25 protein-coding genes and 2 pseudogenes are annotated in these 22,952 nt (G+C 46.2%); 21 read left to right on the top strand and 6 right to left on the bottom strand.

What is annotated here, in order from left to right; genetic code table 11:
* Window positions 1-258 precede the first annotated feature (258 nt).
* Window positions 259-426: pseudogene (locus H581_RS39575) on the top strand (HNH endonuclease); the annotation flags it as partial.
* A 90-nt stretch (window positions 427-516) separates the two neighbouring features.
* Window positions 517-1,089 carry a hypothetical protein gene (locus H581_RS0105575; RefSeq protein WP_028609158.1) on the top strand — a complete coding sequence of 191 codons (573 nt, stop codon included), beginning with the start codon at window positions 517-519 and terminating at the stop codon, window positions 1,087-1,089.
* 39 nt (window positions 1,090-1,128) lie between these two features.
* Here the strand turns inward: H581_RS0105575 and H581_RS36275 are convergent, their stop codons facing one another.
* Window positions 1,129-1,356: a hypothetical protein gene (locus H581_RS36275; RefSeq protein WP_051250482.1), complete on the bottom strand. Its 228-nt coding sequence runs from the start codon at window positions 1,354-1,356 to the stop codon at window positions 1,129-1,131.
* 208 nt (window positions 1,357-1,564) lie between these two features.
* Window positions 1,565-2,551, bottom strand: a complete 987-nt coding sequence (locus tag H581_RS33175; protein WP_051250481.1) for an IS701 family transposase — start codon at window positions 2,549-2,551, stop codon at window positions 1,565-1,567.
* A gap of 133 nt (window positions 2,552-2,684) precedes the next feature.
* On the opposite strand from H581_RS33175, the gene H581_RS0105560 reads away from it, so the two are divergent.
* From H581_RS0105560 to H581_RS0105550, 3 genes are all read left to right on the top strand, one after another.
* Entirely contained in the window at window positions 2,685-3,173 is a 489-nt protein-coding gene (locus H581_RS0105560) for a GNAT family N-acetyltransferase (protein WP_036717850.1), read from the top strand.
* A gap of 195 nt (window positions 3,174-3,368) precedes the next feature.
* Complete coding sequence (locus H581_RS0105555) at window positions 3,369-4,040, top strand: Crp/Fnr family transcriptional regulator (RefSeq protein ID WP_028609156.1); 672 nt, start codon at window positions 3,369-3,371, stop codon at window positions 4,038-4,040.
* Between the two features lie 76 nt (window positions 4,041-4,116).
* Window positions 4,117-4,671 carry a peroxiredoxin family protein gene (locus H581_RS0105550; RefSeq protein ID WP_051250480.1) on the top strand — a complete coding sequence of 185 codons (555 nt, stop codon included), beginning with the start codon at window positions 4,117-4,119 and terminating at the stop codon, window positions 4,669-4,671.
* A gap of 330 nt (window positions 4,672-5,001) precedes the next feature.
* On the opposite strand, the gene H581_RS0105545 is transcribed toward H581_RS0105550, so the two are convergent.
* Window positions 5,002-5,652, bottom strand: coding sequence for a nitroreductase family protein (locus H581_RS0105545; RefSeq protein WP_036717847.1), 651 nt, complete (start codon window positions 5,650-5,652; stop codon window positions 5,002-5,004).
* A 115-nt stretch (window positions 5,653-5,767) separates the two neighbouring features.
* Between H581_RS0105545 and H581_RS0105540 the strand changes: the two genes are divergently transcribed.
* The 3 genes and pseudogenes from H581_RS0105540 to H581_RS36940 form a co-directional block, all read left to right on the top strand.
* Window positions 5,768-6,136 carry a MerR family transcriptional regulator gene (locus H581_RS0105540; protein WP_028609153.1) on the top strand — a complete coding sequence of 123 codons (369 nt, stop codon included), beginning with the start codon at window positions 5,768-5,770 and terminating at the stop codon, window positions 6,134-6,136.
* 328 nt (window positions 6,137-6,464) lie between these two features.
* The gene (locus H581_RS0105535) at window positions 6,465-6,905 is read left to right on the top strand and encodes a DUF5946 family protein (RefSeq protein ID WP_028609152.1); all 441 of its coding nucleotides are present in this window, start codon (window positions 6,465-6,467) and stop codon (window positions 6,903-6,905) included.
* A gap of 536 nt (window positions 6,906-7,441) precedes the next feature.
* A pseudogene (locus tag H581_RS36940) lies at window positions 7,442-7,558 on the top strand (GMP synthase (glutamine-hydrolyzing)); the annotation flags it as partial.
* 67 nt (window positions 7,559-7,625) lie between these two features.
* Here the strand turns inward: H581_RS36940 and H581_RS0105525 are convergent.
* Entirely contained in the window at window positions 7,626-8,642 is a 1,017-nt protein-coding gene (locus H581_RS0105525) for a phosphotransferase family protein (RefSeq protein WP_028609151.1), read from the bottom strand.
* Between the two features lie 444 nt (window positions 8,643-9,086).
* Complete coding sequence (locus tag H581_RS0105515; protein WP_028609150.1) at window positions 9,087-9,428, bottom strand: hypothetical protein; 342 nt, start codon at window positions 9,426-9,428, stop codon at window positions 9,087-9,089.
* 276 nt (window positions 9,429-9,704) lie between these two features.
* Here H581_RS0105515 and H581_RS0105510 point away from each other — a divergent pair, with 276 nt between their 5' ends.
* A complete protein-coding gene (locus H581_RS0105510; RefSeq protein WP_028609149.1) occupies window positions 9,705-10,637 on the top strand; it encodes an alpha/beta hydrolase in 933 nt (310 codons plus the stop codon).
* A gap of 92 nt (window positions 10,638-10,729) precedes the next feature.
* On the opposite strand, the gene H581_RS39240 is transcribed toward H581_RS0105510, so the two are convergent.
* The gene (locus H581_RS39240) at window positions 10,730-10,861 is read right to left on the bottom strand and encodes a hypothetical protein (protein ID WP_281169512.1); all 132 of its coding nucleotides are present in this window, start codon (window positions 10,859-10,861) and stop codon (window positions 10,730-10,732) included.
* A 288-nt stretch (window positions 10,862-11,149) separates the two neighbouring features.
* On the opposite strand from H581_RS39240, the gene H581_RS0105500 reads away from it, so the two are divergent.
* From H581_RS0105500 to H581_RS0105445, 12 genes are all read left to right on the top strand, one after another.
* On the top strand, window positions 11,150-11,914 hold the full coding sequence (locus H581_RS0105500) for a pirin family protein (RefSeq protein ID WP_036717844.1): 765 nt from the start codon (window positions 11,150-11,152) through the stop codon (window positions 11,912-11,914).
* 96 nt (window positions 11,915-12,010) lie between these two features.
* On the top strand, window positions 12,011-12,394 hold the full coding sequence (locus tag H581_RS0105495; protein ID WP_051250479.1) for a MarR family winged helix-turn-helix transcriptional regulator: 384 nt from the start codon (window positions 12,011-12,013) through the stop codon (window positions 12,392-12,394).
* Window positions 12,395-12,414: 20 nt separating this feature from the next.
* Window positions 12,415-12,789 carry a DoxX family protein gene (locus H581_RS33170; RefSeq protein WP_084134477.1) on the top strand — a complete coding sequence of 125 codons (375 nt, stop codon included), beginning with the start codon at window positions 12,415-12,417 and terminating at the stop codon, window positions 12,787-12,789.
* Window positions 12,790-12,943: 154 nt separating this feature from the next.
* Window positions 12,944-13,579, top strand: coding sequence for an FMN-dependent NADH-azoreductase (locus H581_RS0105485; RefSeq protein WP_028609146.1), 636 nt, complete (start codon window positions 12,944-12,946; stop codon window positions 13,577-13,579).
* Window positions 13,580-14,103: 524 nt separating this feature from the next.
* Window positions 14,104-15,153, top strand: coding sequence for an AraC family transcriptional regulator (locus H581_RS0105480; protein ID WP_028609145.1), 1,050 nt, complete (start codon window positions 14,104-14,106; stop codon window positions 15,151-15,153).
* 196 nt (window positions 15,154-15,349) lie between these two features.
* Complete coding sequence (locus tag H581_RS0105475; protein WP_028609144.1) at window positions 15,350-16,144, top strand: SDR family NAD(P)-dependent oxidoreductase; 795 nt, start codon at window positions 15,350-15,352, stop codon at window positions 16,142-16,144.
* A gap of 259 nt (window positions 16,145-16,403) precedes the next feature.
* Window positions 16,404-17,078, top strand: coding sequence for a response regulator transcription factor (locus H581_RS0105470; RefSeq protein WP_028609143.1), 675 nt, complete (start codon window positions 16,404-16,406; stop codon window positions 17,076-17,078).
* Complete coding sequence (locus H581_RS0105465) at window positions 17,075-18,901, top strand: sensor histidine kinase (RefSeq protein ID WP_028609142.1); 1,827 nt, start codon at window positions 17,075-17,077, stop codon at window positions 18,899-18,901. Before H581_RS0105470 ends, H581_RS0105465 begins: the two co-directional genes overlap by 4 nt.
* A gap of 110 nt (window positions 18,902-19,011) precedes the next feature.
* On the top strand, window positions 19,012-19,695 hold the full coding sequence (locus tag H581_RS0105460) for a GDSL-type esterase/lipase family protein (protein WP_028609141.1): 684 nt from the start codon (window positions 19,012-19,014) through the stop codon (window positions 19,693-19,695).
* Window positions 19,696-19,716: 21 nt separating this feature from the next.
* Complete coding sequence (locus H581_RS0105455) at window positions 19,717-21,123, top strand: MBOAT family O-acyltransferase (RefSeq protein ID WP_028609140.1); 1,407 nt, start codon at window positions 19,717-19,719, stop codon at window positions 21,121-21,123.
* Window positions 21,124-21,136: 13 nt separating this feature from the next.
* A complete protein-coding gene (locus H581_RS0105450; RefSeq protein ID WP_028609139.1) occupies window positions 21,137-22,297 on the top strand; it encodes a DHHW family protein in 1,161 nt (386 codons plus the stop codon).
* A gap of 2 nt (window positions 22,298-22,299) precedes the next feature.
* Window positions 22,300-22,773: a DUF4358 domain-containing protein gene (locus H581_RS0105445; protein ID WP_028609138.1), complete on the top strand. Its 474-nt coding sequence runs from the start codon at window positions 22,300-22,302 to the stop codon at window positions 22,771-22,773.
* Window positions 22,774-22,952: the final 179 nt, after the last annotated feature.

Genomic DNA, 22,952 nt, shown 5'->3' with positions numbered 1-22,952 from the left:
ATGGCTAAAGGGCTATGACCCGTGACTACCCCATCGTACCGGAGTCGCTCGTTTTTATGCAAAGTGCAAAATTAACGCTCTACAGGAATCCTAACTGGGAACGATTGTTGAATAGCCAAACTGATGGAGCTGCCGGCATGATAGGCAGCATTGTTACGTTAAAGGGCAGGATTCTTATGACTAAGAAAGAATAACTTATGGAAAATAAATTAATAACTGAACCGAAGTTATCCGAAAATTAATGAAAGGTTGTGCTCAATGAGTAATATCCCACCCCAAATAGCAAACCAACTCTTGACTGATTGTCTACATCGATGTTGTCTGTGTCAAGTAGAAGAAGTTCAACTTCATCACATCGATTACATAGTTGATAACGGAGATAATAGCTACGAAAATCTTATTCCTTTATGCCCTAATTGTCATTCGAGGGTTCACACCTCTCAAGCAGCAGCTGGTCAACCTGGGGTTTTAACACGGGCAATAACACCTGAGCAGCTAAGGATATATAAAAGTAAGATGATTGAAAAGTGCAGTAGTTTGATACAAATATTTATAAAAAATGGTCTCGCTGAAGGATCCGAGTGGCATTATTATTGGCACAAAAACAGAATTCCTGAGTTATGGGACTCTTTAAGTCTGCCACCAAAATCTCATGAAAAGAGACCTGAAGACCTCCCTACTTATAACAGAGTTCTTGCAGAGAAACTATCCGAGTTTATCGAGAGAAAAGGTGTTTGGGATTTACCCCTAATACTCAATGAAACTGTGAGTGAATTAGAGAGTTTAATTGGAAAATACGTTACATTTGCAGGACGTTTTGAAGGAACAGTACAAACTCAGAATTATTATTTGGATCCACAGTCTGGATGGGATAATAAACATCCTACTTTATTTACCACCATAAATGTAAATGGAATAGATATTAAAGTAATAATTGATATTGATCCCAATAATGTGGTAAGTACAACAACATTTCTAAAGCTTAGTAGAGAGCCTTACTTGAAGGTAATCGGTCATGTTTGGAATGCATCCACAGATAAAAAAGAAATTTATATTACTCCGCTTCATTTATGTCCAAATTTCAAATAATCCATTTAACAGATAATGCTTTAACATACAAGGTATAAACTAACAGCGGGGGAAATAACAAATGACAATGGTAATTTGAAGGTATTCAGGATTGTACATGGGCTCAAACTCTTTGTGAGAAAGCGCATCTAATGCCTCTTCAATCCACGTACCAATAAAAATGCTACCAAAGAAAATCGTCATCAAATTGCCGACCCACTTCGCGATAATCCAGTAATGAGTGGTGATCCCCCACGCTCCAACTGCTAGCCAAATACCAGTTCCCAAACTCCCTAAAGCCCCTGGAATGATTAAGTACCAGTCAAAATATTTGATGAAAAAGTGCGCTGCATATAAGTTCGCGATCTTTTAAATAAAGTGTAAATAGGGTTAAGACGAAATTGCCTAGCACTCCTGTAAAATACTTGACTTTTGCGAATTCCCTCTTCAATGTCCCAAAATGGGCAGACCTGTAGCGTAGTCGGCATTTTTCGGTTTAGGCTGATAGCTTAAGATGCTTGAGAATGTCGAAAAGAGGTTTCTTCTCCAAAGCTTGTTGGTAAACATAGACGATGATTTGTCCAAAGAACTCTTCTCGGATGCGTCGTGCCACATCTCCAAGCGTTAAGTCAGACTGCTGCTCCATCCACTCCTGCCGCTGAAACTCCAGGAAGTTTTGCGTCAGGAATTGGATCGCCCAAAATCGCTGAATGCCGTGAATCGAAAGCAACTGGTATTGGTCAAAGCCCAGCAGTTCCTTGAAGTACCGATATCCGGTCTCAATGTTCCAACGCACATGATAGTACCTCTGAATCGTGACGAGATCCAGCGATAGATCCGTACACAAGAGACAAACCTGAGGTTTGCTTAAGCCCGTGTATTCGTCCTTCCAGGACAGCAGTAGCTTGACATTTTCGATGTCGCTGACCGATCCCTCGTAAGGATACACCAAGTACGTCCCCTGACCTTCTACCGTAACGGAGTGGAGATCAGACTTACGAATGTACTTTTCAGCGAACTCATCGATCTTTATTGATACTCCTGCCGGGCGAATCCGGCGATTCGTTTTCAGCGCGGCAATAACATGGAAGCCCTTGCGGTTACAGGCGTTGATCACTTTTTCGCTAGTGTACCAGCTATCCATGAGGACATAAACCTGCTCATCAGCCTGGGCAGAAAAAGCCTCGATCATCTCCATAGCCAAGTCGTTCTTGCTTTTAAATTCCAACCGCTCAGCCTGACAATACTCCTCTTGATAGTAGGGGCGATAATCCCAAGCGTAAGAGCAACCTTGGGCAACCACATGAGCCGTGACCAGGCAATGGCACCACACAGACTTTCCAGTTTCATGGGAGTACTGAAAGCTTAGCGCCTCCATTTTCTTGGTGGACTTGTCTTTCTTGCAGCGCGTGTCATTTACGATTAGAAAGATAAGTTTTCGGCTATCCCTCTGTTTGTCTTGTTTGGAGCGAATCTGCTTCATGACCATTTGCATCCGTCGGCGCTGTTTTGCTGAATTATTGGTTGTTTCAGGATTTCATTTTTTGTTAATGTTTATTACGAACGATTGTTCTAATGTTATAGATAAATTCACAATTTGAGGAGACCTGATAGGTATGAATGACTTAATTATAAGACCATCAGTCAAGTCCGATTTCGGACAATTGGTGGAGTTAAATAACATAATTTGGAATGATGAAAATACCCCTCAACCGATTTATTGGGAATCCGAGGATGACTACTCCAAGCACTGCCCTGCTGGCAGTCAGTTTGTTGCGATCATAAACGATAAAGTTGCAGGATATGTAGGATTTAAACGTCCTACAAAGCTGAAATCTAACAATCACGTTTTGGAAATAATTATTGGAGTTGACCCGAGTTTTCAAGGTAAAGGTATCGGGAAAGCATTGTTAGATCATATTTTCGAATGGAGTAAAGATAACGGTACCACTAAATTATCTCTCCGAGTGCTTTCAACGAATGCAGGTGCAATTTCATTCTATTTAAAGAATGGTTTCAAAGAGCAAGGAAGACTTATCAATGAGTTCAAAATTGGAGGGGAATTTGTTGATGATATCTTAATGTACAAAGAGTTGTTCAACTAAAGGAGTTCAAAAGCTTCATAAAAACGGACTTCCAGCCAGCAAAGACGGCAGCCCGTTAAGCTCCCTCGGGAGTTTAGTGTGGAGTTTATGGTATAATTTACAGCATTACGGTGGAGAAACGAGTAAACCATGAGGTTGAATTGGGGGGGAATTCGATTTCTAAAGCAAACGAAATTTTAAGGATGGGGACAGGACATGACTTCTATCGTCACGGATAAGCGGTTGCTGGAAGTTTTCCCGTGTTTGAGGGATGTTAGCCACGAGGACTGGGCTAAAGCTCAGCCGGAAGTGCGGACATTCTCTGCCAAATCGCGTCTCTTTCAGCGGGAGGAAGCAACGGTCTATGGCATGTTATTGCTGAGCGGTAGCGCTCGCATCATCCAAATCGGGAAGGATGGGGGCGAGCGTATTGTCAATAAACTTAACCCCGGCGAAGTTTGCGCTCTCCTTGTGCTTAGCGGACTAAGCGGAAGAGACTACCCAGCCGTCATCGAGGCTGAGACGGAGGTCGAGGCGCTGTTTGTGTCCAAACTCAGCTTCCTCCGCTGGGTGCAAGAATACGAGTCGATCCGTAAAATCGTGTTCGGTACCCTGCTCGAAGGAATTTTGCATATGGGCGAACAGTTTCAAGCGAGGCAGACCAATCCGCTGGCTATGCGGCTGGCTGAAGCACTGCTGAGTTCCACGTCGGAGCAGCAGCCGTTGCTGCGAATGACGCATTATGAGCTTGCCTCCGAGGTCGGCACCGCCCGTGAAGTCGTGAGCCGCACGCTGCAGCGATTTCAGCGGCAGGGGTGGGTGGAGACAGGACGAGGTTGGATACGAATCACCCGCCGCAGTGAATTGGAAGAGCTATTTGGTGACTAGGTCACAGAAGCGGTGCTACTCTTTCTGGTATATTGGATCAGTAAATCATTTTCCCAAATACAGGAGGTATTCACTGATGACGCATCAGCTTCAGCAGGGCATGATTGCCCCGGCATTCCGAACCGTCGACCACTGCGGCAATCCCATATCACTTGATAGTTATCGCGGCCGCAAAGTGCTGCTCGCCTTTATGCGCTTCTCCGCTTGCGCTCTTTGCAATTTGCGGGTGCATCATTTTATCGACCGATATCCAGATTGGCAACGACAAGGTATGGATGTCATCGCCGTCTTCGAATCGCCGGAAGCGAATATGCGGACATACGTCGGGGCTCAAAACGCTCCGTTCCCGCTCATTGCCGATCCGAAGGCGCAATTGTACGATTTGTACGGTGTCGAGACGTCCGAAGAGAAAGTACGTATGACAATGGCCGATGCGAACACGAAAAGGTTTGCCGAAGAAGCTGCTGCTGCCGGCTTTGCCCTTACTCCGGAGGAAGGTTCAAACTTCAATCGAATACCTGCCGAATTTTTGATTGATGAGAGCGGTATCGTACGACTGGCGCATTATAGCCGCATTGTTACCGACCATCTCCCGCTCGCCGCGATCGACAGCTTCGCTGCAGGCGAATAACGACGCATGGCAATAAGGCATGAGACTTGTCCTTCGGGGTTCTCATGCCTTTCAGTTCGTTCAGCTATCGGATTACAAGAATTGAATACACTTTTACTACGGAGCTGCCGCGGAACGACGCTGGTAGCTCCGTTAAGCTATCGCAGTATAACTGAACCCATTCATCCACATTATGGTATAATTGATCAGAGAACACTGATGCTGGAATGCTCTTGTATAAGGGATCGCAATCGTTAGAGGGTGATCGGGCTGTAGCAGCAGGGTTAAAATGGCTATTCAGTGTATTGGATGACTCTTGTCTTTGCTCTACGACTAATCTCCCAAGTCCGATCATGCCCAAGTGGTAATCGTATCTATTGGTAATCGGTAGGATGGATAGCCTTCTTTGCTCGCTTTGCCAATCGAAAGCAGCATGACCGGCTGGAATCGCTCCTTGTCCAAGCTAAAGACCTCCGCGATTCGATCCTTGTCATAACCCGCCATTGGGTTGGTGTCATAGCCGTGGGCGCGAGCTACAAGCATCAGTTGCATCGAAACAAGACCCGAGTCCAGCATGTTTATGTCGCGCAAGGCGGATGGAGTCAGGCTTGCATAATACGGCCTTGCCTGCTGCAATTGCATATCCTTGATGTCCTGCGGCATATAGCCAAGTTCTACTGCTTTATTAAAAATTTCGTCCATATATTCAATATTGTTAGCGTCGTAAAATATTGCAATAATAGCCGAAGATGTCAAAACTTGTGTCTGGTTGAAGGAGGCCAGTGGCGCAAGTTTTTCTTTGCCTTCGGGGCTGTCGATCACAAGGAAACGCCAGGGTTGCATGTTAATGGCAGATGGAGCGCGGGAAGCTTTTGCTAAAATTTCGGTCATTTCCTCCCGACTGATTTTCACTTCGGGATCGTAAACTTTAACGGAACGACGTTCCAGCGCAATTTTATTGAAGTTGTTTATTTTCTGGTAGTTGCCTGTAAGGATGCTCATGCAGGTTTCTCTCCTTTTTCGGTTGAGTTTGGAAATGATGTTGCTTATCATAACTATTAAGATGGTAAACTATAAAGTATACTTTATAGCAAGCGCTAAAAACGGAGTGATGGTCATGAAGATAAGTGAAGTAGCAAAAAGTATCGATCTCCCGATTTCAACGATCCGTTATTATGAGCAAATAGGCATTATCACGGATGAGTATGTTTTGAGGGATCAAAATAATTATCGGATTTATGCGTCAGACATCATTCATCATCTGAATGTTGTTAAACATTGTTTGGCAGTTGGCTTTTCGATTCAGGATATCAAATCAATGATCTCGAAAAACGGAATGTCGAAGGATGAGCATGTAAGCCTGATACAAAATAAAATTGCGGAAATTGAAGCCACTCAAAAAAAATTAGATGAATCCAAGCAAAACCTGTATGACATTCTCACGTTGGACATTACTTGCGAAAAAGGGTTTGGGAAATATGAATGAATACTTAGCAATCTGAATTAATTATCCTTTTTATGAAGTATTGATTAATCACTCTGCCATAAGTAACTGTATATTTTCATTAGATCTTGACTCTCCCGCAAGGTTATGGCTTATGCTTTTGTTGAAAGGGGGAGATTTAGTTTTATACGACTGGTCAATTAGAGTGTGAGACGAGCATTACTGAAAGGACGCTAACTTACTATAATAGTCTAGGTCTCCTCACATTAAAGAAATTAATTTTGTAGTACGTTTGGAAAACTACAAGGTGAATCTAAATTCGAGGAATCACTTACTTTTATTGCGTAATGATACAAAGGAGGTGATCGTATTGGATATATGTGTTAAATGCGGTGCTAAGCTTACTCAAGAGAATACTTGCGAAACGATATTTAATGAATTTATGGCACTGGAATTCACCGATCCTAGCTACGGGCAAGTGCACTTTCTAACTGTTGCCTCGTACATGGTTCAACATGAAGGATACAGTGATGAAATGTATGTCTGGGTGCAATCCGCATTACGGAGTCATCTGGAAGAAGGTTACCCCACGGAGTTAATTCGTAAAGATATGGCTATAGGACCAGGAAGCACTAAAGGTATTCGTAGACCATTGAATGCAAAGCCACTCCCCAAGATAGCGTGGACCATGACGATCGCCGATGTGGACTCACGAATGCATGACTCCGATAGCTACTGTAAGCTCATTGAGCAGTGGGGACGTTCTACACTGAAAGAAATGGGCCCATTGGTTACTAACGAAAAATTATGATTAAACTAACAGGAGACCAGTTAGTTGAATGACAACAGCGGCAGTCTAATACTTTATTTTCACCGAACATGTTGTTGTCTGTTGTCCAGTGACATTAAAGTTGGAAACCGATTAAAGATGATATGCAGCCAGATGTCTAGTGATAAAAAAGTAAAAGAGTATGGAACTACCTAGTCAGTCCCGATGATGCATTGATGTCATCGGGACTTTCTTTAGGAGGATATCATATTAGTCATGTACAATATGTAGGACCCTTTATTTTATCTGACTTGTCTCCCTGAATTAGAATACGATAAAAAAGTTAATCGGCCCAAAAAACCTTACCAGCTCATTTTTTGATACAATGACTATATTGTTTGGGAGGAGGCAATTTCATCAGCATTAGGGCGTTATGATTCCGCATAACCAAACAAGACCACAGTTGAAAAGATAAAGACTAAGCACCAAAACCAAAAGCATTACTCTTCGAACTATTTGACTAATTTTCAGAATGTACGGTACATGTTTTGGAATCCGTACATTCCTATAGGTTATGTATCCCTTGGGACGTGCTGGAGAAAATCTCCGTTCGTATCGTCAACGAAGTCGACAACGTGAACCGCGTCGTCTACGACATCACGAGCAAACCGCCGGCGACGATCGAATGGGAGTAATGAAAGAAACTCCGAAAACCCACTACATTCACTACATTCAAGGGTTTTCGGAGTTCTTTTTCTAGATTCAACCCTGCAAAGGACTGGTCTTCATTTCATAGATTTTTTGGAGCATATGGACACACTTCGTCTTCTCGTCATCGTCTTCTGTGTGGAGATACCGCTCCACAATCCTGTACCCGAATATGAGAAGGATCAGCTCGTAGACGCAATGATCGGCGATAGGGGATACATCCGCATACTCCGAAAAGCCTTTGTAATACGCCGGGACACATCGCTGGTAGTATTCGACCATGAGATCGATATCCGCTTCATCCGCAATCAGGCTTGCGAGATCCTCGCCCAGGTAGCCCCATCCGGATGTATCCCAGTCGATGAGCGCGATTTTCCCGTCGGCATAGATCAGGTTGGTCACCCAGAAGTCCCGGTGGCATAGCACGAGGGGCAATTTTTCGATGCGGGCGAATATCTCGTCTGCGTGCTCATCGATGTCGATGAGCATTTGCCGCACGTGCTGCGGGAATGCGCAGTCCTCCGAGCGTATATAATCGTAGACGACCGGCCATGACCGGTAATGCAGATACGTATTCTTCATGAGATCCGCATGGCTCAGGTTGGTCAGGCTCTGCAGCACGGCGGGCTGCTCCGCATACAGCTTGCCTTGATAGCGTCCTAACTCCAGCGCGGCCTGATCATACATGTCACCGGTCAAGTCTAAACCAGTTACGCCATCGATATATTCCAGCCACAGCTGGATTTTATTTTCTTCGGCATTGATCTCGGCGTGATAACATGTCGGCCAGCGGAAGGCATCCGAGAACGTCGCTCCCAAGTCAGACGCATAGAGATCATATTCCCGGCGCCATGAACCCGGATCGCCGTAACGCTCCCATTTCTTCTGGATTTTCAGCACGATACGGTATGGCAATAGTTCGCCATCCGCGGTTTCTGCGATCCCCGTTACCAGGTACACATTTCCCACAGTTCCGCCTTGTAACGGCATGGTTTGGCAGTCGGCCGAGACGATAGCCTTCTTGAACCGTCGGCTTAAGGCATAGATCAGCGTTTCGAATTTAATATTCATTTCTTATATCCTCCGTTTTTCTTCGTTTGCTTGCTCCACATGGTGATCGTTTTGTTTCGAGCCCTCTTGTCGATGAGGTAGCTCGTTTTATTCTGGACTGTGTAGCCATAGGTTTTCAAATCCATCATGGTTTTTTTGTTAGCTCCTTTAATGTTGTTTTTGGACGCAAAAATGCCACGGACAAGCAGCCTCTAAAGAAGAAGCTGCTGTCGCGCGGCATCAGGACGCAAAAAAAGATACGACCTTCATCGTATCCTGCAAACAGCAATATTCACGAAAGGTTACTTTGGATGGCATACCAAATAATACGGGCGTTTTCCCGCTTTTTTCGCGTATGCCTGCTATTCAGTTTTAAGACCAAACCACCATATAAGTAGTTGCCATTAAAACACATCTCCCTTCGTGTCAGGAACTTGCTTATCGCTAAGCTGTCAATAAAATAACCTATTTTGGCAAAAAAATCAATGCCTGACAGCGCAAATTGTGTCGGCCTGCTCCATCGAGTCTGCCGTTGATAAAGAACTCGCGAGCATCAAAAGTTAGCGTGAGCGCTTCCTCAAGTAGTTTGAAGGAAACGGCGTCGATGACGACCTGTTCTTCGAACGACTCGGCGAGTTGAAAGACCGTCTGGAGCGGTTGTTGTTCCGGAGGAACGAGTCGAGCACCAACTGGAGGACAGTATGGCGGAGTCCATTCCCCCCCAGGTACCTCATCATTTGGTATATCAGAGAACGGATCATGATGAACAGTAAAATTTTGGGCAAATATGTAGCCACTTCGAGTCATGGCGTCCGGCATCCCTTTCCCTATAATGGATATCGAGAATTGGAACCAGAAAGGGGAAGAAGTCGATGATAAAGTCCTATTACACATAGCAACAGAGCAACCAAGTGGCACTGAATACTTACGGTGAAAAATCAAAATTTTGCTAAACGGGTACGATTAACCGCTTGCTAGTCGCGGAAAGTCGCCTAGGGATGGCCAAATGGCAGGAAGACACAGGTGTTTGACGAATGATAATAAAATACTTTCTTTATATTCATTCCAAAAGGGGAGAAAAGCGTGGATAAAAAAGCAGCGGAAATGGCGGCAAATGAAATGCCTGAAGGAACTCAGGTTTTGTATGGCGAGTATGCGGATAGAGGAACCTATTATTCTTGCACATACCGTCCTGACGTCGTCTATGCGACATATGGCGATGTGGTAAGAAGACTGCAAATCATCATGCCACACCGGGGCGGATATAAATTTCCCCTTGTCATCTTTGTACAAGGTTCTGCTTGGAGAAAACAGGACATCTATGCTGGGATTCCAAATCTCTCTCTTATTGCGTCAAAGGGTTATGTGGTAGCCAGTGTTGAAATCAGGGACACCGATATAGCACGATTCCCGGCTGCCGTTGAAGATGTGAAGTGCGCGATCCGATTTATGCGCAAGCATTCGGATGAATATGGGATCGATCCGAATCGCGTAGGCGTATGGGGGGATTCATCGGGCGGACATCTTTCATTAATGACGGGGCTTACGATAGGAGAATATGACAACGGGCTATATAGCGAACAATCGGATGAAGTGAACGCGGTAGTCGATTATTACGGAGTCACGGATCTGCTCACTTTAGGGAAGTATAACGATATTCTGGATCATGATGCTGCCGATTCTCCTGAAGGTTTGTTTATTGGAGGAAGGGTAAAGGATCATATGGAATTGGCGAAGAAGGCAAGCCCTATGTATCAGGATTTGGGCAAAAAGCTTCCGCCGTTTCTCATCATGCATGGAGACAGCGATCAAGTCGTTCACATTAATCAGAGTATAGAGATGTATAAAGCACTAAAGGAACATGGACAGCGGGTTTTGTATTATAAAGTGGCGGGTGCTGACCATGGGACAGGCTTTTGGAACCCGCAGGTTCTTGATATTACCGAGAAATTTTTGTCTGCCTATTTAAAACGGCCGTTTGCGGATAAACCCTCGTTTCAGCATGCCAGGGAGTAGTTCATAGACGGGTTATTAAGGTAACAATCCATGAATGCATCAAAGTTTCTCTTTAAGTTCTGCGATTTTCGCAGCTAACTGTTGATTGTATTCTAGCATATGGTCACACGTCCTTTATTTGTTTTTTCGAGCGACATAGGCAGCGACCGGATCGCGCCGGATACGTGCGGCTCGAGTTCTTTTCTGAATTCCAGACTTTGCACGATCACGAATTCCAGGTTCATTGCCTCCCGAGCTTGGAGAAAGGCGAGTGGAGCCGGGATCGTATGAATGAAATGGATACAAGCCGTACTTAAATCAAAGCATGTCGAAGGTAATCTAAAAAAACAAGTTCATCAACATCCTGCGGGTAACTGCAGGATGTTTTATTATCTCTATAACAGTCGGTACTGGATTGCCCAGATTCCCTATTGACTAAATTTAATCCTAATGTTAGGATGAATATATCCTAGTTGTAGGACAAATGAGATCAACCAAAATTGCAAATTATATCAGGAAGGATGTGATTACAAATGAGTAACATTCAAATCATAAAACCAAAAGATCAAGCAATTGGTGAATTTGATAGCGGCAAGATCACGGAACAAAAACCGATCGGCTTTTCAGGCGAGGGTTCACAAATAAATCGTTTGGGCCCGTTATTCTATTGGGCATGGGGGAAGGCTTCAGGACCGGCCGGTATTGACGCTCATCCTCATAAGGGATTTGAAATTTTTACCTATATCCTATCCGGCGAAGTGTTTCATGAGGATTCCCTGGGAACGGAAAGCGTCGTTGGTACCGGTGGCGTCCAGCTGATGCAAACGGGTTCCGGTATGTGGCATGCCGAAGGTATGAATGGGCCTGGAGAGGGTCTCCAAATATGGTTGGAGCCCTATCTGGATGATGCATTCAAACGGCCGCCTCATTATTCCAAATATGCTCATGAGGATTTTCCAGCGGTTCACGATAAAGGCGTAACCGTCAAAACAATACTTGGCACGGGTTCTCCTATGCACCTTGTTACGGATGCGTACATGTACGATGTGAACATCACGGCAGGGGCAACCCATACACATGCCCTTTCATCAAACCGGACGTTGGCTGGCTTGGCGATCAGAGGTAAAGGCGGCGTAATCGGGAGATCGGAGACTGCATTTGAAAATAAAGATTTCTTCATCATTCAGTCTGAAGATAGTGAAAGCATCACGATTAGGCCCAAAAACCAGGATCTTCGGATTGTACTCATAGAGGTTCCAACTGAAGTTGATTATCCGTTATACAAGAAACCAAGATGATTAATCATTCCCGAAAAGGATGTGGTCTCTATCGATCCGCATGATGAACAAACTCAGCTGGATTTAAGGCTGTTTCGGATTTGGAGAAGAGCTGCGATGTCCTTGTTCGATAACATTCGTAAGGATATTGAAAGCTACGGAATTAGTCTCGAAAATTTTATGATTCTTGAGCTGCTCTACAGCAAAGGTCCTCATCCGGTTCAAAAAATCAGCGAAAAACTTTCGATTCCAAGCGGAAGCATTACTTATGTCGTGGATAAACTGGAGAAAAAAGGCCTTGTCGAAAGACAATCAAACCCGGAGGATCGACGGGCGTCTAACGTTGTCCTTACTGAAGAAGGCAAAGCACTGTTTGATGAGATTTTTCCACAACACGTTGCAACCATTTCCAGGAATCTTTCTTTTATCAGCAAGGATGAGAAAGAACAACTTATTGGTTTGATGAAAAGAATCGGGATTGGCGCACAAGATTTACAATAACCATAGAAGAGGAGAAATGTATGATGAAATGGGTTATTCGTATTATTCAAGGATTACTTGCCGTTGGTTTTATTCTCTTTAGTTCACTGAAACTAACCGGAAATGAAATGATGGTTCAAACGTTTGCTGCTTTGGGTTATTCCACAGGATTCATGTATTTCCTGGGTGTCTGCGAACTATTGGGAGCGATTGGACTGTTGGTTGGATTTTGGAGGCCTAAACTGGCCATGCTTGCTTCTGTTGGACTCGTAGTACTGTTGGCCGGTGCTGTTTTTTCACATCTGCAAGCCGGTCAAGGTATGGGAGCAGCTATGCCTGCTTTCGTTCTTCTAATCCTAACCTTGGTCTTTGCGATCGGAAATCGGGCGCAGCTGAAACGTCGTGCAAATGCGTAGTTTAATTGCATTCAAACAATCGTTCCCGATTGTACTTCTCGGCATTTTGTCCTTTATCGTATTTCTTCTCCGAATATCCGACCTCCAGAATATTTATTGAGGTGTGAGTAGATACTTAAACCGGAATTAAACCAAAAGAAGGGATTGAAAATTTATGACAACTGTATTGTATATCACGGCACACCCGCTCGATCATCAGGCATCATACAGCATGGCGGTCGGCAAAGCATTTATTGACGCATATCGCGAGGCTCATGCATCAGATGAAGTCGTTCATTTGGATTTGTATCAATTGAATATCCCGCAGCTTGATACGGACATATTCAGCGGCTGGGGAAAGCTCCGCTCCGGTACCGCCTTTGATCAGCTTTCCGATGCCGAGAAGTCCAAGGTAAGCCGTTTGAACGAACTAGTGGACCAATTTATCGCTGCAGATAAATATGTGTTTGTGTCGCCGATGTGGAATTTTTCCTTTCCTCCAGTCCTGAAAGCATACATCGACGCCATATGCATAGCCGGGAAAACCTTTAAATACACGGAAAGCGGTCCTGTAGGTTTGCTTACCGATAAAAAAGCTCTTCACATTCAAGCCAGCGGAGGCGTATATTCCGAAGGGCCGGCTGCCGGCTTTGAAAGCGGGCACAGTTATCTGAAGAAGATCATGCAGTTCATTGGCGTCCCTTCGTTTGAAGGAATTTTTGTGGAAGGTATGGCCGCGATGCCTGATCAAGCCCAAGCGATTAAAGAAAAAGCGACCGCGAAAGCGGAAGCGGCAGCGAAACAATTTTGAATCAAAGAAGGGGCTGTCCCAAGAGTAGGTTGAATTCTGCTTGAGGCGGCAGCCTCTCTTATGAATTAAGCGCGTTATGGACAAAAACACAGTCGGGGAGGGTTATCCTTACCTGACTGTGTTTGTTTTTTGCTGTATGGTCGCAACCTTTGAGTGGAGCGGGTACCGATGATCGAATGGAAAACGAGCGGGCCATCCAAATGTAGACTATAGATCAAACCTGCGATCTAAAATATACTATAGTGAAAATAGACATCCGGAAAGGGAGTTCGAGCGCCATGCAGCTATCGTTGCAGCAGCCCCTGTTCCATCGCTTCGCATTAAGCTAATATTCGGGTTATTGGATAGGTATTCCTATTCCAAAATCCAATTAAACAACAGGTTGTTAGTCGGCACGATACGAAACGGCAGCGATCCTGATGGAATAAACGTTTTGAATCCTATTCAATTGACTCTTCAGGGTACGCTCAGCATTCACAACCAAAACTAATGAATATGCAAGCAGCTAAAGGGGGCCTTTATGTATGAAGTCTCATACCTCTGACCATATTAAAATGCCGCCGGGATTTTGGGCAGGATTACGTCAATTAGGGCTTGCAGCCCACGACGTAGCTCGCAAAGCACGACTGCCGCTAACCATTATTTCTGAACCGGTAGTTACTACCGCCCAATATTTCGCGATCTGGCAGGCTTATTCCGATCTCATCGGCGACACTGCCAAAGGAATCATCGGGCTTGCGGCCGTCTTTGAAACAGCGAAGTACCCGCCGACCGTCTTAGCGACTTATCACGCTCGTGACTACCGCGACGCTTTAAACCAAATGGCCCGGTACAAACAGCTGTGCCCCCCCGAAAGCTTGCGTATCACCGAAGAGGGCGAGCACTGTACAATCGAACTGGAATGGCAATATACCGAGCAGCCCGGACCGCCGATGCTTATTGGCATCACGCTGGCATGGATTCTGGAGCTTGGACGCCGGGGCACAGGTCAACCTTTGACGGCGCGGTTCGTCGAATTTTCGCAATCAATGGGCGATGTACAGGCCCTTGAAGCTTACTTCGGCTGCCGTATCCGGATTGATGCAAAATGTAACCGGTTGACGCTTCATCGAAGAGATCTGGACCGACCCTTTGTCTCGTACAACGAAGAGCTGCTGGAGATCCTGACTCCCGCTCTGGACCGATCGTTGGATGAACAGCAGCGCAGCCGCTCATTTACCGAGATTGTCAAATCGATTATGAAACGCAGCCTCGCAGGAGGGCGGCCCGACATTCAGGCTGTCGCGAAGGAGCTCAGTATGAGCGATCGTACTTTGCAGCGCCGGCTAACCGATGAAAACACGAGCTTCAAGCATCTGTTGACACAAGCTAGACATGAGCAGGCACGAGAGTACTTGGCAGACCCCTCGCTCGATATTAAAGAAGTGGCTTTCTTGATCGGATATGAAGATCAGAACTCGTTCTACCGCGCCTTCCGCCTTTGGGAAGGCAATACTCCTTCAAATTGGCGTAACGAACATTTAGGTACAAATTCGATAACAGAAGGACGGCAAGGAATGCCGACTAATCATTAATAGAATTCCCAACCTGACCAATTCTGCAGTGAGCTAGCATTTAATTTACTTAGTTTATTATTTGGCGTGTTAAACAAGAAATTTGGCGCAGAATGCTAGTTACTGAACAATCCTGACAAGGTAATATAATCACTAACCGGAGCACAGGATTGTTTTTAATGATCATTATAAGTAAATTAAAAGGAGAAAATGGATTGTGGATATGGGATTAATCAATAAAACAGCTTTAGTTACAGGATCGACGAAAGGTATAGGGAAAGCAATTGCCATTGAACTTGCCAAAGAAGGTGTTAATGTACTGATTAATGGACGAAATGATGAAGAGGTGGAACGAACGGTAAATGAAATAAAGTCAGATTTCCCGTCTACCTCTCCTCAAAATGCTACAGCCGATATTGTGGATATTGGGCAAAGGGAAGCTTTATTTGAAAAATACCCGAATATCGATATTTTAGTTAACAATATGGGTATTTATGAAATTATGAAATATGAGGATGCCCGCGATGAAGTATGGGAAAAATATTTCCGTACTAATGTTCTTGCCGCAAATGGGTTATCCAAATTTTATTTACCTAAAATGATGAAAAATGATTATGGCCGCATTATCTTTATTGCGAGTGAAGAAGCAATTATGCCTTCGGGACTAATGCCTCAGTATAGCATGACAAAAGCAATGCTGTTATCATTGTCAAAAAGCTTATCTAAATTAACAATAGGAACAGAAGTTACCGTCAATACGATCATGCCAGGACCGACACTCTCTGAAAATGTGCATCAAATCATTGAGGGTATGTACCCTGATGAAGATATGACTTTTTCGGAAAAAGAGAAACAATTTATGACTACAAACCTGCCTCAATCTGAAATACAGCGATTTATCAAGCCTATTGAAATAGGCAGGCTAGCTGCATTTGTTTGCAGTCCTTATGCATCCGCATTTAAAGGTTCTCCAATCCGTATGGATGGGGGAATGGTGCCGACTATTTTTTAACTCCAAATATTGTATAGACACACACCAATTTCTAAGAACCTTGAAGTTAATCTCAAGGTTCTTATTTTTGTAACCGTACCAAGAGGCGGAAAACTTCACCCGTCAACTTTCGTGTCGCCTATGTGAGAAAATGCATATGTTGCTTCAGTCATCGTGGAGAGCGGCCTGCCGGAGTCAGCTGCGCATTGTGGCGTCTTCAATGTCATGATAACATTTGTAATAAGCAACTTGAAAAAATGAATGATTAGAGGTCATCGGCATGGCGAAAACGATACTCATTGTGGAAGACCAGCAGGTTTTGCGGGAGATTATGAAGGAATACTTGACGGATGAAGGATATAAAGTGTTGGAGGCTTGCGACGGAAGACAGGCGCTCGAGTTATTTCAAGAGCACGATGTGCATCTGGTCATTCTGGACGTTATGCTGCCGGAAATGGACGGGTGGTCGGTATGCAGGCGAATCCGCAAGGTTTCGGACGTCCCGATTCTGATGTTAACGGCACGTTCGGACGAGGATGATACGTTGCTTGGATTCGAACTCGGGGCGGACGATTATGTCGTCAAACCATGCAGTCCGCCCATCTTGCTGGCACGCTGCAAACGGCTGTTGGAAAATCGGCCGATACAAGGGCTGGGGGATATGCTGTCCGGCGGCGGGATTATGATTCACGTGCCTTCGCGCACCGTCTCGATTAACGGGGAGAACTGCAATCTTACGCATACGGAATTCGAAATCCTGGCTTATCTGATGGGAAACAAAGGCATCATCTTGACCCGGGAACAGCTCATTACAAAAATCTGGGGTTATGATTTCGAAGGCGAAGAACGGACGCTCAGCAGCCATATCCGCAATTTGCGCGGCAAGCTGGGAGATCATGCGAAGTCTATCGTCACCGTCGTTCGTTCCGGATATAAATTCGAGGACAGGCCATGAGATCGAGCATTGTATACAAACTGTTTTTGTTGACGACGGGTTTATGCTTGTTTGTGATTATGAGCATTTTTATCGGACAAACCTTATTTTTCAAGCAGTTTTATGTGCATCAGAAGGTGGAGAAGGTGAAGGATGCCCTCCAGTCTTATCGGCAAGACGGATGGATCGATGCCGGGGATGCCGAAGCGGCAATACTAAAGGAGCAGGCGTTTTATCAAGATACGAATGCCTGGATGGCCCTGTTGGATGAGAGGGGCTATTTGAAATATACGGACGAATATGAGATGGTGATTCGTTTGGAGCACTCGGACGTCAACCCGGTTCTTTCGGGCGAAACGATCACGATTCCGTTGTATACGGTTATGAATATGGAGGAGGCCAATGCCGACAGCCCGCTGTTCCCCGATATCTTTGTGAATGAAGGGCAGCGGATTGCCATCGAAGGGATCGTGACTCGGGATCATTTGTATCCACAGCGGATCGGACGCAATGTCTCCAATCTCAGAGAGGAGAACGGCCTGGTAAATGAGCAGCTTGTCAACAAAGGGTATGAGGTTGTCCCGAGATTCGAAAGTCCGACCAAATACCATGAGCGCTATCCGAACGCGTTAGTTCACGGGACGATTACGCAGATTCGGATTCCGCAAGGCGAACAAGCATCCCGCTATACGAACCGCTTACTTCTCGACCGGGTGAAAGCTTTTCAGGCGGACCTTCTGTATGAAGACAACACGGATCAGACAAGCACCCTAACGGACTACGAAGAGAACGATATCGATTATAAGATATTCGTGGAGCGCGTCGTCGATCAGACGGGGAACCCCGCCTACCTGTTCGCGATGACATCGCTGCAGCCCGTGAGCGAAGCTGCGGAGATCATGCGAAATTATTATGGCTATATCGTGGTCGGAACTTTGCTGCTCGTTGTGCTCGCGTCCTTTTACTTTTCCCGCCGAATCGCCGCTCCCTTGCTCCGAATGGACACGATGACGCAAAGAATGGCCAAACTCGACTTCTCGAACAAGATCCCGATCAAGACCGAGGATGAGATCGGCAATCTGTCGCGCAACATTAACCGGCTTTCGGATATGCTGAACGCCCATATTGTGCGGCTGGAACAGGATATTGAGAAAGAAAGACGGCTGGAGCAGACGCGTAAAGAATTTATATCCGGCGTGTCGCATGAATTGAAAACGCCGATCAGCGTGCTGGAAAGCTGCCTTTATATTTTGAAAGACAAGGCGGACAGCCCGCGGCGGGATTATTATTTTGCGGCGATGGAAGATGAAGTGAAGAAGATGAATCTGTTGGTGGGCGATATGCTGGAATTGGCAAAATACGAATCCGGTACGTATAAGATGGAGATGGATGTTTTCCGAATCGATCAAGTCATGGAACGGATCTGTACGAAGCTGGCGCCGGACATCGCGGACAAGAAGATCCGCCTGCATACCCGTATTGCCCCTGCCGAAGTCGTCGCCAATCAGCGCCGGATCGAGCAGGTGATCGTCAATTTCATGACGAATGCCATACGCTACACGCCGGAACACAATGACATCGTGGTTTCGACTGTTGAAGTAGAGGATGCAGTCAAAATAAGTATCGAGAACAAAGGCGTTCATGTCCCGTCCGAACAAATGGAGAAGATCTGGGATCGATTCTACCGCGGCGAGCATTCCCGCCACAGATCGACAGGCGGAACCGGACTCGGCCTTGCGATCTCCAAACAGATTCTCGAGCTGCATGGGGTGTCTTACGGGGCAACGAATACGGAGGACGGCGTCTTGTTCTATTTCGAATTGAACAAAAATACGAAAGTGTAGAACTCGGTTCTGCACTTTTTTTTATTTGCACCCCATCTGCACTTCATCTGCATGTGATCTTGATCTCCATCGAATACTCTTTCTCTTGTACGGATAAGAAAGGGGAAACGATGAAGATGGATAAAAACAAGTTGGTGGGAATGATGGTGATCGCGATTGTCGTCTTACTGGCAGCGGCATGCGGCAATAACGGACAACCTGCCGTTTCTTCCGGGCAGCCTGGGGACGGTTCAACTCCGGAACCAATCTCCCGTGCGTCGCTGTATGAAACGAGTGTGTTCCTTGGAGATTCGATTACGGAAGGATTGTCTTACCATGAGGTGCTGGAAGAGAAGAATGTCCTTGCAGGTGCGGGGAAAACGGCCCAATTCGCGCTGGAGGATATGGGTGAATTAGTTAGTCGAATACCGGAGCATATCTATATCCAGTTGGGTTCGGACGATATATTGTGGCCGACCGATAATCCGCTGGAATATTCGTTATCGCACTACGCAACGTTGATCGAGAAGATCCAAGCTGAACTCCCGGATGCGACGATCACATTGTTATCCGTTACTCCGGTTACGGCGGAAGCGGAACAAACAGAGCCTCGTTATCGGAATATTGCTGAATACAATGAGGGACTGAAGGAGCTGGCTGCTGAGAAACAGGTCGGATATGTCGATTTGTCGCCGCTTGTGGCCGGTCATCCCGATCTGTACGATACGGACGGCATTCACTTCCAAGCGAAATTTTATCCGCTCCTGCTTGATTATTTGAAAGATGCGTCGGATCGGCAGCAAAGCGTGAAGTGACGGAGCGGGAGGGTATGAGCGTTGGTATTTAGCAGCCTGATTTTCCTGTTCCAGTTTTTACCCGCCGCTTTGTTGACGTATTGCTTGTCGCCCAAGAAGCTGAGAAATGCCGTTCTATTCGCCGCTAGCCTCGTCTTTTATGCATGGGGTGAACCGCTATATATCGTCATTATGATTTTTTCCACCGTATTCGATTATGCGAACGGGCTGTTGATCGACAAGTACAGGAACCGCAAATCGATAGCCCGAGCGGTGTTCATCGGCTCCATCTGCGGCAATCTGGCGATTCTCGGGTTCTTCAAATATGCCGGGTTCGTCGTTCAGAACGTGGGCGAGATGTTCGGCCTACACGTGCAGGCCGCCGATCTGCCGCTGCCGATCGGCATTTCCTTCTATACGTTTCAAACGATGTCTTATGTGGCGGACATATACCTCGGTAAAGTGCCACCGCAGCGAAATATGATAGCCTTCGGTACTTACGTGGCCATGTTTCCGCAGCTGGTCGCCGGACCGATCGTCAAATACGGCGATATTGCTGAACAACTGGCCTCCCGTAAAATGACGCTGGAGCGATTCGGCGAAGGGGCGAAGCGGTTCATCCGGGGACTCGCCAAAAAGGTGCTGCTGGCCAACAACATCGGGATGTTGTGGACGAGCGCGAAGTCCACGCCGCTGGAGGAGTTGACCGTTCTTTCCGCGTGGCTTGGGATTCTGGCGTTTACGTTGCAAATTTATTTCGACTTTAGCGGTTATTCGGATATGGCGCGCGGACTCGGCAAGATGTTCGGTTTCGATCTGCCGCAAAACTTCAAGCATCCGTATATTTCAAGAAGCGTTACGGAATTTTGGCGCAGATGGCATATTTCACTGGGCTCCTGGTTCCGGGAATATGTCTATATTCCGCTTGGCGGCAATCGGCGCGGCCTGCACAAGCAGCTTAGAAATCTCTGGATCGTCTGGTTCTTAACCGGTTTATGGCATGGGGCGAGCTGGAACTTTATCGTATGGGGCTTGTATTTCGGTTTTATCGTGACCGTCGAGAAGTTGTTTCTACTGAAGCGGCTGACGCGTTGGCCGCACTGGATAGGACATCTATATACGCTGTTGATCGTAATTATCGGATGGGTTCTGTTCGAGTATGAACATTTGCCTTCCGCATGGACGTTCATCGGGACGATGTTCGGGTTCGGAGCGCACGAGTTGGCGGATCGCCAGGCGCTTTATGACCTGTTAACGTACGGAGGCTTGTTCGTGTTTCTGGCTTTATGCGCGACGCCGCTTCCGCAGAAGATGGTCGTGCTTGTGGAAATCCGCTGGAATCGCGTAGGAGTGATCGTCGTTACCGCGTTTTATATTATCGGGTTGGTATTGTCGACCGCTTATTTGGTCAACGAGTCTTATAATCCGTTCTTATATTTTCGCTTTTGAGGGGGGTGCGACCTTGACCGGATTTGACAAATGGGTTCGATCCATAACCGGCTTATCGCTGTTGTTGTTTATCGGGGCGATGGCCGTGATAAACGTCTTGACGCCTGACAAGGCATTCTCCGAATCGGAAAACCGGGTGCTGGAGAGGCGGCCGTCTTTCTCGCTGCGATCGCTGATGTCGGGGTCATTCACGACTGATTACGAGCAATATGCGACCGATCAATTTGCATTCCGGGACGCATGGATCGGGATCAAGACCGATACAGATCGGGTTTTGGGCAAGAAGGACAGCAACGGCGTATACCTGGGTGAGGACGGTTATCTCATCCAATCCTTCACATCGCCGCAAGAGACGGACGTGGCCGAGCGAACGGAGGCGATCCATTCGTTTCACCAGGCAACGCCCGGCCTCCGCAAGTATATCATGCTGGCGCCGACGGCCGCCTCGCTGCTTCAAAGTAAATTGCCGGCGTATGCGCCGGTTGGGGATGAGCAGGCTGTTCTGAATCAGGTCCGGCAAATGCTTGGGCGGCTTCAGCCTGATATTCGTTTTGTCGATGTGTATCCCGCGTTATATGTGAAGCGGGAGGAATCTATTTTGTATAAAACGGATCATCATTGGACGACCAAAGGGGCTTATTACGCCTATCGGGCGCTGTGCGAGCAGATGAGGATCGTTCCGAAAAACGAAGCGGCGTTTAATATCCGGCAAGTGACGAATGCTTTCTATGGATCGCTATACTCGAAGAGCGGCTTCCGCCATCTGCAGCCCGACCGTATCGACCTCTACATGCCGAAAGAGGAAAGCCGGTTGCAGGTGGAGTACGTGGAAGAAGGCCGTATTACGGATTCTCTGTACGAGCTGGACAATCTGGACAAGAAGGATAAGTATGCGGTATTCCTGAACGGCAACCATGCCTTGGTCCGGATCACAACGGCTCATTCGGCCGGGAAGAAGCTGCTTGTAGTCAAGGATTCGTATGCCAATAGCCTGATTCCTTTCCTGACGGAGCACTTCGCCGAGATCGATGTCGTCGATCTCCGATATTACAGCGAGTCGTTGACGGAGTTGGCGGCGGATCGGCAATATCATGAAATGCTGGTTCTTTATAATATCGATACTTTTTTTGAAGATACGTTTATCTTAAATCTGACGGAATCACGGAGTGAATGATGATGAAAAGACTTTTGACCATAATGCTTACGGTTTCTGTTGTGGCGGGGGGGTTAGTCGGCTGCTCCGGAGGCAGCGGGGCTTCGGAAGAACTATCGGCCGCGGAAGTGGCAGAACACATCCAACAAGCGGCAAGCCTTGAAGATATGAAGCAGGGAGACATGGGGAAATTGCAAAAGTTATATCACATTGAGGCGGAGAACGTGGAGGATTTCGTGCTGTACACGGCTTCGTCCAATGTAAAGGCGGAGGAACTGGCAATCATCAAAGTCAAGGATGCGATCGAAGCGGATAACGTCTTAGAAAACATCCGGCAACGAATCGAAGCGCAGAAGGTCAAATTTCAAGACTATCGCCCGGTGGAGTATTTTCTTATTGAAAAACATGTGTTGAAGACGAAAGGCCGGTTTATTGTATTCGCGGTGTCGGAAGAGGCCGGTCGAATGGAGGATGCATTTGACGAGGCTTTGAAGTGAAAAAACGGGGCATAGAGCAATAAGTATTGTTCCGAACCATAAAGTTTTATTCGGATCAGAAGCTATTGTTTAGTAATAAAAAAAGTATCGAAACCAAATTATTCCCGATGATGCAATAATGTCATTGGGAATACGTTTATCAATTTTTTTTGATTAATCCTTGATTTCCTTTTTTCTCC

It is taken from the genome of Paenibacillus harenae DSM 16969 (genome assembly GCF_000422465.1).
Lineage (GTDB): Bacteria > Bacillota > Bacilli > Paenibacillales > Paenibacillaceae > Pristimantibacillus > Pristimantibacillus harenae.
Note: the sequence above shows the minus strand (reverse complement) of the source record. Positions and strands in the feature narration are given on the sequence as shown.

Coding starts and splice junctions, on each gene's coding strand:
- H581_RS0105480 (WP_028609145.1), top strand. CDS start 14,104: ATGAAGTCTCATACCTCTGACCATATTAAAATGCCGCCGGGATTTTGG.
- H581_RS39240 (WP_281169512.1), bottom strand. CDS start 10,861: ATGAACCTGGAATTCGTGATCGTGCAAAGTCTGGAATTCAGAAAAGAA.
- H581_RS0105515 (WP_028609150.1), bottom strand. CDS start 9,428: ATGACTCGAAGTGGCTACATATTTGCCCAAAATTTTACTGTTCATCAT.
- H581_RS0105575 (WP_028609158.1), top strand. CDS start 517: ATGATTGAAAAGTGCAGTAGTTTGATACAAATATTTATAAAAAATGGT.
- H581_RS0105560 (WP_036717850.1), top strand. CDS start 2,685: ATGAATGACTTAATTATAAGACCATCAGTCAAGTCCGATTTCGGACAA.
- H581_RS0105445 (WP_028609138.1), top strand. CDS start 22,300: ATGAAAAGACTTTTGACCATAATGCTTACGGTTTCTGTTGTGGCGGGG.
- H581_RS0105525 (WP_028609151.1), bottom strand. CDS start 8,642: ATGAATATTAAATTCGAAACGCTGATCTATGCCTTAAGCCGACGGTTC.
- H581_RS0105460 (WP_028609141.1), top strand. CDS start 19,012: ATGAAGATGGATAAAAACAAGTTGGTGGGAATGATGGTGATCGCGATT.
- H581_RS0105485 (WP_028609146.1), top strand. CDS start 12,944: ATGACAACTGTATTGTATATCACGGCACACCCGCTCGATCATCAGGCA.
- H581_RS0105470 (WP_028609143.1), top strand. CDS start 16,404: ATGGCGAAAACGATACTCATTGTGGAAGACCAGCAGGTTTTGCGGGAG.
- H581_RS0105500 (WP_036717844.1), top strand. CDS start 11,150: ATGAGTAACATTCAAATCATAAAACCAAAAGATCAAGCAATTGGTGAA.
- H581_RS0105555 (WP_028609156.1), top strand. CDS start 3,369: ATGACTTCTATCGTCACGGATAAGCGGTTGCTGGAAGTTTTCCCGTGT.
- H581_RS0105550 (WP_051250480.1), top strand. CDS start 4,117: ATGACGCATCAGCTTCAGCAGGGCATGATTGCCCCGGCATTCCGAACC.
- H581_RS0105545 (WP_036717847.1), bottom strand. CDS start 5,652: ATGAGCATCCTTACAGGCAACTACCAGAAAATAAACAACTTCAATAAA.
- H581_RS33170 (WP_084134477.1), top strand. CDS start 12,415: ATGATGAAATGGGTTATTCGTATTATTCAAGGATTACTTGCCGTTGGT.
- H581_RS0105540 (WP_028609153.1), top strand. CDS start 5,768: ATGAAGATAAGTGAAGTAGCAAAAAGTATCGATCTCCCGATTTCAACG.
- H581_RS0105495 (WP_051250479.1), top strand. CDS start 12,011: ATGTCCTTGTTCGATAACATTCGTAAGGATATTGAAAGCTACGGAATT.
- H581_RS33175 (WP_051250481.1), bottom strand. CDS start 2,551: ATGAAGCAGATTCGCTCCAAACAAGACAAACAGAGGGATAGCCGAAAA.
- H581_RS0105465 (WP_028609142.1), top strand. CDS start 17,075: ATGAGATCGAGCATTGTATACAAACTGTTTTTGTTGACGACGGGTTTA.